Origin of the sequence: Micrococcus sp. 2A, assembly GCF_039519235.1 — a bacterium.
Taxonomy (GTDB): domain Bacteria; phylum Actinomycetota; class Actinomycetes; order Actinomycetales; family Micrococcaceae; genus Micrococcus.
Window position 1 is genome coordinate 2450946 of record NZ_CP154351.1, and the last position, 13484, is coordinate 2464429.

Here is a 13484-nt window from a genome sequence, read left to right on the forward strand (position 1 = left end):
CGCAAAGGCCCCTCCCGCTCATGACGCAGACCCTCACGCCCGCTGCCTCGCAGGACCTGAACGCCCGCCGCCACCGGCTGCGCCGCTACCGCGCGGTGATCTTCGACATGGACGGCGTCATCACCGACACGGCCGGCGTGCACGCCGCGGCGTGGAAGGAGCTCTTCGACGAGGCGCTGCCCGCCGTCGGCGCCCTGGAGGCCAACGAGGCCGCCGTCGCCGCGGACCCGGAGCGCCTGCGCCCCTTCGACGCCGCGGGCGACTACCTGCACCACGTGGACGGGCGCCCCCGCGAGGACGGCGTGCGGGCCTTCTTCGCCTCCCGCGGCCTGCGCGTGCCGGAGGCCGACGCCCCCGAGACCGAGTCCGCCCCGGAGCTGACCGTCCTCGGCCTGGCCGAGCGCAAGCAGGGCTACTTCGAGGCGGTCCTCGAGCGCGACGGCGTGCGCGTCTTCCCCGAGGCGCTCGACCTGCTGGAGAAGCTGCGCCGCCGCGGCGTTCCGGTGGCCCTCGTGACCAGCTCCAAGAACTCGCGCGCGGTGCTCGGTGCCGGCGGGGTGCTGGACTTCTTCCCCGTGATCGTGGACGGCAACACCGCCGTGGAGCGCGGCCTGCCCGGCAAGCCGGACCCGGCCATGTTCTGGGAGGCCGCGCGCGAGCTCGGCGTGGACGTGGCGGACGCGATGGTGCTGGAGGACGCCGTCTCCGGCGTCAAGGCCGCCGCGGACGGCCGCTTCGGCCTGGTGATCGGCGTGGACCGCGAGCCGGACCTCGGCCGCGGCCGCCTCAAGGACGCCGGCGCCCACCTGGTGGTGGAGGACTACGGCACGCTCGCGCTGGACGAGCGCACCGCCGCCCCCTTCGACGCCGCCTGGGTGCTGCGCTGGACCGACTTCGACGCCGCCGTCGAGGGCACGCGCGAGGTGCTCTGCACGATGGCCAACGGGTACTGGGGCACGCGCGGCGCCATCCCCGGCACCGTCATCACGGACGTGCACTACCCCGGCACCTACATGGCCGGCGTGTTCAACCGCCTGACCTCCATGGTCCAGGGCCGCGAGGTCGTCACCGAGCACATGGTGAACATCCAGGACTGGACGCCGCTGGTGGTCATCCCCCGCGGCGGCCGCCCCCTGCTGCCGAGCGACGAGAACCTCGTGGAGTTCATCCAGGAGATGGACCTGCGCCGCGGCGTCCTCTCCCGCACCATGACGTTCGAGGACGGGCAGGGCCGCCGCACCACCCTGCACACCCGCCAGTTCCAGTCGCTCGCCAACCGCCACATCGCGGCCATCGAGCTCACCGTGGTGGCCGAGAACTGGTCCGGCGACCTCACCGCGCGCTCGCTGATCGAGGGCCGCGTGGCCAACCTCAACGTCTCGGACGACCGCACGCTGGCCAACCACCACCTCGAGCCCTCCCAGGCCCGCGAGATCGACGGCGAGACCGTCCTGCTGGAGACCGTCACGAGCCAGTCCCGCATCCACGTGGCCGTGGCCGCCCGCACCCGGCAGGTGGCCCCCGTGGGCCACCACCAGCCGATCCGCCGCCCCGTGGACGACTCGCCCCTCGTCGCGGGCCAGGACATCCGCCTCCACGTGGAGGAGGGCGTGCCGCTCGTGCTGGAGAAGACCGCGGCCGTGGCCACCACGCACGACCACGCCAACGCCTCCGTGTGGGAGTCGGCGGTCAAGACCGTGCAGCGCGCGCAGAACTTCCGCAACCTGCTGACCCTGCACGAGCAGCGCTGGGGGATGAACTGGGACCGCTTCGCCGTGCGGATCGACCTCGCGGACGCGCACCGCAACCAGCGCCGCTCCACGGCGCAGCTCGCCGAGGGCGCCGAGTACGAGACCCCGGTGTTCGAGGCCGGCCGTTCCGCCTCCGTGGGCTCGGCCGTCACCGTGGGCAAGGACGGTGCATCCCTGCGCCAGCAGCTGGCCCTGAACCTGCACACCTTCCACGTGCTGCAGACGGCCTATGGCCGGCGTCGGGACCTGGACGCCTCCCTGGGCGCCCGCGGCCTGCACGGCGAGGGCTACCGCGGGCACATCTTCTGGGACGAGATCTACGTCTACCCGATGCTCACGCTGCGCCGCCCGGAGATCACCCGCGGCCTGCTGATGTACCGGTTCCGCCGCCTCGGCGAGGCCCGCGCCAACGCGCAGGCCGAGGGCTGGGCCGGCGCCATGTTCCCGTGGCAGTCCGGCGCGGACGGCGGCGAGGAGACCCCCACCGAGCTGTGGAACCCGCGCTCGCGCATGTGGATGCCGGACAACTCCCACAACCAGCGCCACGTCTCCCTGGACATCGCGTACTCGGTGCTGCGGTACATCGAGATCACCAAGGACGCCGCGTTCATCTCGGACTACGCCGCCGAGATGCTCGTGGAGATCTCCCGCTTCTTCGTGTCCATGACCCTGCACAACGCGGAGACGGACCGCTACGAGATCCACGGCGTCATGGGCCCGGACGAGTTCCACGACGGCTACCCGGAGACCCCCGGCTCGGGCCTGCGCAACAACGCGTACACCAACGTGCTGACCTCATGGGTCCTGGCCGAGACCGCACGCCTGGTCCGCTGGCTGGACACCCTCGACGACGGCCTCACCGAGGTCATGGAGGTCACCGAGGAGGAGATCGAGCGCTGGGAGGAGATCAGCGCGAGGCTCACGGTCCCGTTCTTCACCGAGGGCGAGGAGGCCGGCATCCTGGCGCAGTTCGAGGGCTACCAGGACCTGGAGGAGTTCGACTGGGACGCCTACCGCGCCACGTACGGCAACATCGGTCGCATGGACCTGATCCTGCAGGCGGAGGGCGACGCCACCAACCGGTACAAGCTCTCCAAGCAGGCCGACACCCTCATGCTCGGCTACCTGTTCTCCGCCGAGGAGCTGGACGAGATCCTGCGCCGCATGGGCTACGAGCTCCCGGAGGAGGCCTACCAGCGGATGGTGGCCTACTACGAGGCCCGCTCCACGCACGGCTCCACGCTCTCCCGTCTGGTGCACGCGTGGGTGGCGGCCCGCACGGACCCGGACCGCTCGTGGGACCTCTTCACGGAGGCGCTCGAGTCGGACCTCTCCGACACCCAGGGCGGCACCACGAAGGAGGGCATCCACCTCGGCCTCATGGCCGGCACCGTGGACACCGTCATCCGCTGCTACGCGGGCCTGGAGACGCGCGACGGCGTCGTGCGCCTCTCCCCGCGCCTGCCCTCCCAGCTGCCCGGCGCGCGCTTCACGATCCGGTGGCACCAGCAGCCGGTGGAGATCCACATGGCGCAGACGGAGGTGACCGTGCGGGCCGGCGACGGCATGTGGCATGAGGTCCCCATGGTCATCGCGGGCCAGGAGCACACGCTCTGCCCGGGCCAGGAGATCACGGTCCCGCTGGGCTGAGTCCTCCTCCCCCGGGCGCCAGGACTTTCGCTAGGGAAATCGTCGTCTCCATCCTGATCCGCTGGGAGGGAGACGACGATTTCCCTAGCGAAAACGCAGGGGCGCGGGAGCCGGGCGGGGCGGGGCGGGGCGGGGTGCAGGTCAGCGGGTCGGCAGGACGGCCCGCACGGTCCAGCCGTCGCCCATCGGGCCGGCGGTGAGCGCGCCGCCGAACACGGCCACGCGCTCGCGCATGCCCGCCAGGCCGAAGCCGGAGGGGATGGCCGAGACCACCCGGCTGGCCCGCGGCTCGCCCGTGGTGAGCGGGCTGGTCACCTCGAGGACGAGGTGGCCGTCGTCGTCGAACCGGGAGCACAGGTGCACCGTGCCGCGGCGCGGAGTGTGCTTGAGGATGTTGGTCACGGACTCCTGCACCACGCGCAGCACCGTGAGCTCCATGGAGCGGGGCAGGCGGTCGAGGTCCGCGAGGGTGCGCTCCACGGCGAAGCCGGCCGCGTGCAGGCGCGACTCGAACTCGTCGAAGCGGGCCGGCAGGTCCACGGCGATGTCGCCCTCGGCGGTCTGCGCGTTGCGGTCCGAGCCGCGCAGGGCCGTGAGCATGCGCCGCAGGTCCACGAGGGACTGGCGAGCGGCCTCCTCGATCGCCGTCTCCGAGGCGGCGCGCGCCGCGGGGTCGGTCTGGGTGGGCAGCATGGCCGCCTGCATGGTGATCACGGTGAGGCCGTGCGCGACGACGTCGTGCAGCTCCGCGGCGATCCGCTGGCGCTCCTGCTCCGCGGCGCGCAGGACCTGCTGCTCCCGGGCCTCGGCCTCCGCCTCACGCGCCCGGGCGCGGTGCCGGGTGCGGCGGACGAAGATCGCGGGGATCGTGGGCAGGGCTGCGAGGACGACCGTGAAGATCATCGTGCCGCGCAGGCCCTCTGCGTCGGCGGACGGGGGGTCGGCGAGCACCTCGCCGGCGACCGTGAGCACCGCGACCGCCGCGAGCGCGCCCCACGCGAATCCCGCCCGGGAGTAGCGGGCCACCAGCGGGGCGCCCAGGATGATCCCGCCCACGAAGGCCAAGGGGTTGAGGTGGGCCTGGTCTGGGCCCACCAGACCCAGGAGGCTCACGGCCGTCCCCGCGAGGACGAGCGCGGCCGCGAGGCTGGGCTGCCACGCGAACAGCAGGGTCAGCACCACGGAGATCGTGGCGAGCGCGAGGATCACGGCGGTGCTGGGCTCGTCCCCGGCGAACGTCGGCGCGCCGCCGTCCGCGTACAGCCATGTTTCCAGGAGGGGCCCGACGAGGGAGGACGTCACCTCCAGCACGACCAGCAGCCCGGCCAGCGCGTAGAGGATGAGCCGCGTGTGCCGGGAGACCGGCTCGGCCTGCAGCACACGGGGCATGCGGGAGTCCGCCGCCGACGCGTCGGCGCGGGGCGGCGCGGACGTGGCCGGCGTCGGGAGCCCCGCGGGCTCCGGGGCGGCGGTGCTCATCCGAGCTCCACGAGTCCGGCGCGGGCGGCACGGATGAGGACCTGTACGCGGTCGCGGACCTGCCACTTCTCCAGGACCTTGCCGATGTGGGACTTCACGGTGGCCTCCGCGAGGAACAGCGCCCGCGCGATCTCGGCGTTGGAGGAGCCCTTGGCGAGCTCCCTGACCACGTCGAGTTCGCGCTCGGTGAGCCGCTCGTGCGCGGCGAGCGGCTCGGCGGGGCCGACGGAGACCTCCTGGGGCGCGGCCGCCACGGCGGCCACCAGGTCCTGGGCCACACGCGCGGAGAAGACCGCGTCGCCCGCGTGGATGCGGCGGATCGCGTCCACGACGTCGGCGGGCGGGGCGTCCTTCACGAGGTAGCCCGCGGCGCCGGCGCGCAGGGCGGGGACGAGGTACTGCTCGGACGAGAACGTGGTGATCGCCAGGACGCGGGTGTCCGGCAGCTCCGCGGTGATGTGCGCCGTGGCCTCCACCCCGTCCATGCGGGGCATCTGCATGTCCATCAGCACGACGTCGGGGGTCCGGGCGCGGGCCAGGGCCAGGGCCTGGAGGCCGTCCTCGGCGGAGCCGACCACCTCCATGTCGTCGGCCTGCGCCACGAAGTGCTCCAGGGCGGTGCGCATGAGGGTCTGGTCGTCGGCCACGACTACACGGATCATGCCGTTCAGCCTAGGCGCGCGAGCGGGGCGGGCGCCTCCGCCGAAGGGCGGGATGTGGGCCCGCCTGCCGCTCACCGCGGCAGCAGGAACCAGCCCATCACGGACATGAGAACGATGCCGGCCAGCATGGTGGGGAACAGCACCGCGAACAGGGCGCCGCGGCTCACGGCCCAGCCGGGCATCTCCGAGGTCTGGGAGCCGGCGGCCATGCCGTGGGCCACCTGGATGCGTGCCGGGCCCGGGATGATGCCCCAGCCTGCGGCGGCGTTGTGGAGGCCGTTGGTCCATACGGGCGGCACGCCCAACGCGGCCCCCGTGTCCATCTGGAGCGGGCCGAAGAGCGCCATCGCGCCCGTGTTGGACGCCGTGATGAACCCGCCCAGGGCCGCGATGACGGGGACGGCCAGCAGGTAGGACTCCCCCATGCCGCTGAGCGCGCCCGCCAGCGCGCCGGAGACCCCGCCCGCCGAGAGCGTCAGGCCGAACGCCACGTACAGCGCGTTGGGAATGGCGGTGCCCACCCACAGGCGCGCGGCCTCCCCGGGCACGGCGCGCCGCCCCGCGGCGTCCAGGTGCAGCAGGCGCACCCCCACGCCGACCGCCACGAACGCCCACAGCGCCGGGGTCCCGACGACGGACAGCGGCCCGCTCAGCGCGAGCGCAGACTCCGCCGTGGTGCCGATGACGGTGCCCACCATGAGCGTGAGGTACGGGACGACGTCGCGCCCCGGTCCGGGCGTGAGCCGGCCCCGACGGACCACGAGCAGCCAGGCCACGGTGAGCACGAACGTGCCGAGGGCGCCCGCCGGCGCCGTGCCGACCAGCAGGTTCGCCCCCAGGATGAGCGCCCACTGGGCCACGCCCGAGAGCAGGGCGACCCCGATCCACGGGGCGAGACGGGCCGGGCCGGCGTCGAACCGCGTGCCGCGTGACCCCCGGAGCAGCAGCACCGTGACCACGCCCGCGAGCAGCGAGGCGGGGAGGTTGAACACCGCCGTGGTGACGCCGAGCTGCTGGAAGTCCAGGTGCCCCAGCCGGGCGCCCAGCAGGGTTCCCGGCGCCATGGACCCCCACGGCCCGATGGTGAGGGCGAGCACGGCCATCACCGCGGACCGGAACGCCGTGTACCCCAGGCCGATCAGCAGCGGCACGCCGACGATCAGCGAGACCCCGAAGCCCGTGACCGTCTCCAGGAACGGGATCACGCCGTGCACCATGAGCAGGCCCGTGGCGATCGAGGGACCCGCCCCCGCGGAGAGCCACTGCCCGAGGCGCTGGTGCGCACCGGTGTGCTCCATGACGCGGGAGAGCGTGATGCCGCCGGCGATGATCGCGAGGATCTCCAGGACCGTGGGCACGCCGCCGGCGAGCGCGACGCCGAGCGCCCCCGGGTCCACGCCGAACACGGTGGGAGCCAGGACGGCGGCCAGCAGCGCGCCGGCGGCCGGGGCCACCCACGCGGGCAGCTTCGTCAGCAGCAGGGCGAGGGTGAGGAGGATGGGGGCCAGCGACCACAGGACCTGCACACGCACCCCCTCTCCCGGGCCTCGGACCCACCCACTGTAGGCCCCTCCTCCTAGGTGTACCCGGTCATGAGGTTGGTGGCACCCGGTTCATGGGCGGGTGTCCTCCGAGCGCGGCGTGACCCCGCTCAGTGTTGTAGTACTCCAACCACGGGGCAAGCGCGTCCTGTCGGTGAGCACTGGAGGTGAACACCTGCCGGTAGGCCCACTCGATCGCCAGCGTCCGGTTGAACCGCTCGACCTTGCCGTTCTGCCACGGGCAGTGCGGGCGGATGAACTTCTGCCTGGCCCCGAGCCCGGCCACCGCGGCCCGGAACGCTGCACTATGGCGATACGCGAACGCGTTGTCCGTGATGACACGCTCGATCCTCGTGATCCCCCGAGAGGCGAAGTACGCCGCGGCCCGCTGCAGGAATCCCGCGCACGTCTGCCCGGTCTCGTCGGCCAGGACCTCGGCGTAGGCCAAGCGGGAATGGTCATCGACCATCGCGTGCACGTAGTCGTATCCGATCTTGGGGCGCCGGCCTTTCTCAGCCTCGGTCGCCGCGCGTCCTCGTGCTCTCCAGCCCCCGCCCTCGGGGATCTTGCCCAGCTTCTTCACGTCCACGTGGACCAGTTCCCCGGGCCGGTCTCGTTCGTACCGGCGCGTGGTCGTCTTCGAAGAACGGATCACCTCCCCGGTGATCGGGTCGCATGCGGCCAGGCGGGGCACGTGATGACGACGCAGGATCCTGCCGATCGTGCGTGCTGGAACCCCGGTGAGCGGGGCAAGACGGTCCTGCCCGTACCGGTGCTCGGCGCGAGCGGCGAGCACCGCCTGCTCCGTGGCTGCAGAAGATCTCGTGGGGCTGGTGTGGGGGCGGGAGGAACGCGTGGCCAGGCCTGCATCGCCCTCGCACGCGTACCGGTCGATCCAGGTTTTCACGCATTTTCGTGAGACCCCCATCGCGGCGGCGATGTGGGCTTGAGCCCATCCGGCTTGGTGGCGTTGGACGATGAGTCGACGGCCGTGAACGGTCAGGCGGGCGCTACCGTGGGACATGAGAACCTCTGGGTTTGTGATGTGGGCCTTAGACAAGCCACATCCCACCCGGAGGTTCTCCTTTGTTCAAGCTCCCTCGTGCCACCAACGTCCTGACCGGGTACACCTAGGTGTGATGTCCAGGGACGTTGTTGCGTGAACAGCTGACAGGCGAAGGCCTCCTGTTGCGAGAGTGGAGTTGTCGAGAAACCGCTCACGCGAACAGAAGGCCTTCATGTCCCACGCTAACGCCGCCCTGACCCCTCGCGCCCGCCTACGCCTGGCCAAGCTCATCGTCGAGGAGCACTGGCCGGTCGCCACCGCGGCCAAGATGTTCATGGTCTCCCCACCCACCGCACGCAAATGGGCCACACGCTTCCGGGCCGAGGGACCTGCAGGGATGGCAGACCGGTCCAGGTCAAGTCCCGAGTAGTGGTGTAACGCTCTGATCCTCCATTGGTGCTGTTAGGCGCTGAGTTCGAGGGTGGTTTCCGGTTCGGCGTTCACCTCGTTCCCGGTGTCGTCCACGGTGGTGAGGCGGCAGCGGGCCAACACCTCGAGGCCGAGGTAGCGGCGGCCCTCGGCCCACTCATCGGTCTGCTCAGCCAGCACCGCCCCGACCAGGCGCACGATCGCTGCCCGGTTCGGGAAGATGCCCACGGCGTCGGTGCGACGCCGGATCTCGCGGTTGAGCCGTTCGGCCGGGTTGTTCGACCAGATCTGGGTCCACACGTCCTTGGGGAACGTGGTGAACGCCAGGATGTCCGCCCGGGCACCATCGAGGTGTTCGGCCACCGCGGGCAGCTTTTCGCTGACGTAGTCCAGCAGCCGGTCGAACTGGGCGTCCACGCTGGCGGCGTCGGGCTGGTCATACACCGAGTGCAGCATGGCCTTCACGGCCGGCCACATGGACTTGGGGGTGATGCCCATCAGGTTCGCCGCGTAGTGGGTCCGGCACCGCTGCCAGGTCGCTCCGGGCAGGTTCGCGGCGATGGCGTCCTTGAGCCCGGTGTGGGCGTCGGAAGTGACCAGGCGGACTCCGGTCAGGCCCCGGGCCACCAGGTCGGCGAAGAACTCGTTCCACGCCGACCCCGTCTCCGAGGTGGCCACCCGCAGGCCGAGGACCTCGCGGTGGCCGTCACCATTGACCCCGGTGGCCAGCAGCACCACGGCGTTGACCACCCGGCCGCCCTCGCGGACCTTCATGCTCAGCGCGTCGGCGGCCACGAACGTGAACGGCCCAGCCTCCCCGAGCGGGCGATGACGGAAGGACTCGACCTGCTCGTCCAGCTCGGTGGCCATCCGCGAGACCTGGGACTTCGACAGCGCGTTGATCCCGAGGGTCTTGACCAGTTTGTCCATCCGCCGGGTCGAGACCCCGGCCAGGTAGCAGTCGGCGACCACCGTGATCAGCGCGGATTCGGCCCTTTTGCGGCGCTCGAGCAGCCACTCCGGGAAGTACGTGCCCGACCTGAGTTTGGGGATCGCCACGTCCAGGGTCCCGACCCGGGTGTCCAGGTCCCGGTGCCGGTACCCGTTGCGCTGGGTAGCTCGGCCCGGGGTGGGTTTACCCCATTCGGCGCCGACCACCGCGTCGGCGTCAGCGGAGAGCAGGGAGTTGATCACGGTCTGCAGCAACGAACGCATCAAATCCGGGGATGCTTCGGACAGGGCTTCGCCGAGCAGGCCGGCAGGGTCGACAATATGAGGAGCGGTCATCGTGATGACTCCGTTCGAGGATTCTGTGGAAGGTTGACTCGAAGGATCACACGGTGGCCGCGTCCACATCCGGAACGACGTGCCCAGTCACCGTGCGCTACACCACTCTATGGGGCACTACTCCGGTCCAGCCGGCCGTCCACGATGCCGACCAGAACACCGCCGGCGGTGGTGAAACAGATCGTGGCCGCCCGATGGCGCCGACGCCTGGGGCCGGCACAGATCGCCGGAGAACTCAGGATGCCGGCCTCCACCGTCCATGCCGTGCTCGTGCGCTGCCGGATCAACCGCCTCGCCCGTCTGGACCGGGTCACCGGCGAGCCGATCCGCCGCTACGAGCACCCCCACCCCGGTTCGCTGATCCACGTCGACGTCACCAAGTTCGGGCGCATCCCCGACGGGGGCGGACACCGATTCGTCGGGCGCCAGCAGGGCATGAAGCACCGCGCGGCGACCTCGGACCGCGAAGGAACCCGTGATGCCCGATACCAGCCCCGGCTCGGGGTGGGCTTTCTGCACACCGTGATCGATGATCACTCCCGCTTCGCCTATGTCGAGATGCACTCCGATGAACGCAGCCAGACGGCCATCGCGGTGTTGCGCCGCGCGGTCGCCCACTTCGCGCGCCTGGGCGTGGAGGTGGAGCGGGTGCTCTCGGACAACGGCTCGGCCTACCGCTCGCATGCCTGGCGTGATGCCTGCACCGAGCTCGGGATCAAGCCCAAGCGGACTCGGCCCTACCGGCCGCAGACGAACGGGAAGATTGAGCGGTTCCATCGCACGCTCGCTGACGGGTGGGCCTATGCCCGGTTCTACAGCTCAGAGACGGAACGCAGGGCCGCGTTGCCTGGATGGCTGCACTTCTACAATCATCATCGCGTCCACTCCGCGATCGGCGCCGCGCCTGCCACCAGGCTCAACAACCTCCCTGGACATCACACCTAGGCTGGCGGCATGGCCATGACCCCCGTCTCCCCGCATGACGTCCTCTCCCCCGCGGTGCCCGTGTTCGCCGCCCCGATGGCCGGCGGGCCCTCGACGCCCGCGCTCGTCGCCGCCGTGCTGCGCGCAGGCGGGGGCGGCGTCCTGGCCTGCGGGATGCGAGCCCCGGAGGAGGTCCGCGCGCAGGTGGACGAGCTGCGGCATCTCCTGACCGCCGGATCCCGGGGGGAGGAGCACTGGGGCGTGAACCTCTTCGTCCCGGATGCGGTCAACACCGCCGTCCCGGCGGGGGCGCGCACCGCCGCCGCGCGCGCCCGCCGGCGCGACGACGTCGCCGCCTACCGCGAGCGCCTCGCGCCGGTGGCGGAGGAGCTCGGCGCGGCCCTGCCCACGATCGAGGACGCCACCCCGGACCCGGACGCCGAGCGGGACGCGTTCGAGGCGATGCTGGCCGCGGCCGAGGAGCAGGCCTGGCCGATGGTGACCTTCACGTTCGGACTGCCCGCCGCAGAGGTCTTCGGCCGGCTCGCCGCCGCGGACATCGTGGCCGGGGTCACCGTGACGAGCACGGCCGAGGCGCGCGCGGCCGTGCGGAACGGGGCGGCGTTCCTCGTGGTGCAGGGCCCGGAGGCGGGAGGCCACCGCGGCACGCTGGACCCGGCCGCGGACCCGGGGACCACGGGAGCCGTCGCCCTTGTGGCGGAGGTGTCCGCCGCCGTCGGGCCGGGCATGCCGCTCGTGGCGGCGGGCGGCGTCGCCTCCGCGGCGCCGGTCCGCACCCTCCTCGGCACGGGCGCCACCGCCGTGGCCGCGGGCACCGCGTTCCTGCTCACGCCCGAGGCGGGCACCTCGGCGGTGCACCGCGAGGGCCTGCGGCAGGCCGCGGCGGGCGTGGCCTTCACCGGCGACGACGGCGCGGCCGACACCGCCCTGACCCGCGCCTACACGGGGCGCTGGGCACGGTCCCTGCGGACCCCGTTCATGGCGGCGTTCCCGGACGCGCCGGCTGCGTACCCGGAGGTCAACGTGCTCACGACGGGGCTGCGCGCCGCGGCCGCCGAGCGCGGGGACCTGGGCCGCGGGCACCTGTGGGCCGGCACCGGCGCCGGCCGCGTGCGGGAGGCGGACGCCGCCGCCGTGCTGGCCTCCCTCGACCCCCGCTGAGCGCCCCCGGGGCCCGCTCCGAGACCCGTCGTGCCGGGGGCGTCATCCCCCGGTCTGACGCGCGGCGAGCGGCCACGCCCCTAGGCTGGCCCGCGTGAACCCCCTGCACCGGATCGACCAGTGGATGCGCGCCCACCCGGTGCGCACCGACGTGATCACCACGGTCCTGCTGCTCCTGGTGTTCGGCGCGGGGCCGTGGGTCATGCTGGGCACGCTCGCGGGCCCGGCTCCGGTCGAGGCCGCGATCGCCATCGTGCTCTCCGCAGGGATGGTCCTCCCGTGGGCGGCCCGCCGCACGCGGCCGGTCGCCTCGGCCGTCGTCGTCGTGGTGTTCGCCGTGCTCCACCTGCTGTTCGGCCCGGAGTTCAGCGCGGTGCTCGTGCTCGTGCCGATGACGGTCTACAACCTCGCGGCCAACGCCCCGCGGTGGGTCTCCTTCGCGGGCCTGCTGACCGCGCTCGCGGGCGGCCTGCTCAACGGCCTGCGCGTATGGCTGTTCCCCGCGGCGTTCACCGGCGCCGAGGGCGTGCAGTCCCCGCCCACGCTCGAGGCGTTCGTCATCATGACGATCGGCTGCGGCTCCGTGGTGCTGACGGCGTGGGCGTTCGGGGACACCGTGCGCCACCGGCGGCTGGCCCTGCGCGCTCTCGAGGACCGCGCCCGCCGGCTCGAGACGCAGGCGCGCCAGGAGCGCCAGCTGGCCGCCGCGGACGAGCGCAACCACATCGCCCGGGAGATGCACGACATCGTGGCCCACTCGCTGCAGGTGATCATCTCCCAGTCCGACGGCGCCCGGTACGCCGCGGCCGCCAGGCCCGAGATCGCCGTGCAGGCGCTCGGCACCATCGGGCAGACGGGCCGCGCGGCGCTGGCGGACATGCGCCAGCTGCTCGGCGTGCTCCGGGAGACCGGCCAGACCGTGGCCGGGGTGCCCGGCATCGCGGAGTCCGGGACGGGCGCGGGGACCGTGGAGCCCTCCGCGCCGTCGACGCCCCGCGCCCCCGGCCCCGCCGCCTCGCCCGGCGGCCTCGGCTCCCGTCCCGTGGAGCACCGCCCGCAGCCCCGACTGGCGGACGTGCCCTCGCTCGTCGACACCATGCGCCTCTCCGGCCTCGAGATCTCGCTCTTGGAGACGGGCACCCCACGCCGCGCGCTCCCGGCGGGCGGTGAGCTCACGGCGTACCGGATCGTGCAGGAGGCGCTCACCAACACGCTGCGGCACGGCGGCCCGCGGGCGCGCGCCTTCGTGACCCTCGCGTGGACCGCCCGCGGGCTGGACATCCAGGCCGACGACGACGGGCGGGGCGCCGGCGCCGACCCCGCCACGGCAGGCTCGGGCCAGGGGCTGCGCGGACTCGCTGAGCGCGTGACCCTGTTCGGGGGCACCGTGGAGACCGGCCCGCGCGTCGGGGCCGGCTTCCGCGTGAGCGCGCACCTGCCCTACTCCGCGGTCTAGAGCCCGCCGCCGAGAGGCCGCCGCCGAACTCCCGCCCGCGGACACCCGCCGTCGAACACCCGCCCGCGTCTCTGCCGGGCGCAGTATTGCCAAGCAACCACGGGGGTCACCTGGCAG

Annotated in this window: 8 protein-coding genes and 2 pseudogenes; 5 read left to right on the plus strand and 5 right to left on the minus strand. The window is 72.7% G+C overall.

All coding sequences use genetic code 11. The annotated features are described in order from the left end of the window. Window positions 1–20 precede the first annotated feature (20 nt). The gene (locus AAG742_RS11380) at window positions 21–3401 is read left to right on the plus strand and encodes an HAD-IA family hydrolase (protein ID WP_298710106.1); all 3381 of its coding nucleotides are present in this window, start codon (window positions 21–23) and stop codon (window positions 3399–3401) included. A gap of 141 nt (window positions 3402–3542) precedes the next feature. Here the strand turns inward: AAG742_RS11380 and AAG742_RS11385 are convergent, their stop codons facing one another. The 4 genes from AAG742_RS11385 to AAG742_RS11400 form a co-directional block, all read right to left on the minus strand. Continuing rightward, window positions 3543–4880, minus strand: coding sequence for a histidine kinase (locus AAG742_RS11385; protein WP_298710104.1), 1338 nt, complete (start codon window positions 4878–4880; stop codon window positions 3543–3545). Beyond that, on the minus strand, window positions 4877–5542 hold the full coding sequence (locus AAG742_RS11390) for a response regulator transcription factor (protein WP_298710103.1): 666 nt from the start codon (window positions 5540–5542) through the stop codon (window positions 4877–4879). The genes AAG742_RS11385 and AAG742_RS11390 overlap by 4 nt, the downstream gene beginning before the upstream one ends. A gap of 71 nt (window positions 5543–5613) precedes the next feature. Continuing rightward, entirely contained in the window at window positions 5614–7074 is a 1461-nt protein-coding gene (locus AAG742_RS11395) for an L-lactate permease (RefSeq protein WP_248115752.1), read from the minus strand. Window positions 7075–7132: 58 nt separating this feature from the next. Further along, window positions 7133–8107, minus strand: coding sequence for an IS481 family transposase (locus tag AAG742_RS11400; RefSeq protein WP_271438116.1), 975 nt, complete (start codon window positions 8105–8107; stop codon window positions 7133–7135). 214 nt (window positions 8108–8321) lie between these two features. Here AAG742_RS11400 and AAG742_RS11405 point away from each other — a divergent pair. After that, window positions 8322–8501, plus strand: a pseudogene (locus tag AAG742_RS11405) (leucine zipper domain-containing protein); the annotation flags it as partial. Window positions 8502–8551: 50 nt separating this feature from the next. Here AAG742_RS11405 and AAG742_RS11410 read toward each other — a convergent pair. Then, complete coding sequence (locus tag AAG742_RS11410) at window positions 8552–9805, minus strand: IS256-like element ISMlu1 family transposase (protein ID WP_010078638.1); 1254 nt, start codon at window positions 9803–9805, stop codon at window positions 8552–8554. Window positions 9806–9928: 123 nt separating this feature from the next. Here AAG742_RS11410 and AAG742_RS11415 point away from each other — a divergent pair. The 3 genes and pseudogenes from AAG742_RS11415 to AAG742_RS11425 all read left to right on the plus strand — a co-directional run. Then, window positions 9929–10750: pseudogene (locus AAG742_RS11415) on the plus strand (IS481 family transposase); the annotation flags it as partial. 9 nt (window positions 10751–10759) lie between these two features. Continuing rightward, a complete protein-coding gene (locus tag AAG742_RS11420) occupies window positions 10760–11911 on the plus strand; it encodes a nitronate monooxygenase (RefSeq protein ID WP_298714290.1) in 1152 nt (383 codons plus the stop codon). Window positions 11912–12005: 94 nt separating this feature from the next. Then, the gene (locus AAG742_RS11425) at window positions 12006–13367 is read left to right on the plus strand and encodes a histidine kinase (RefSeq protein WP_248115754.1); all 1362 of its coding nucleotides are present in this window, start codon (window positions 12006–12008) and stop codon (window positions 13365–13367) included. Window positions 13368–13484: the final 117 nt, after the last annotated feature.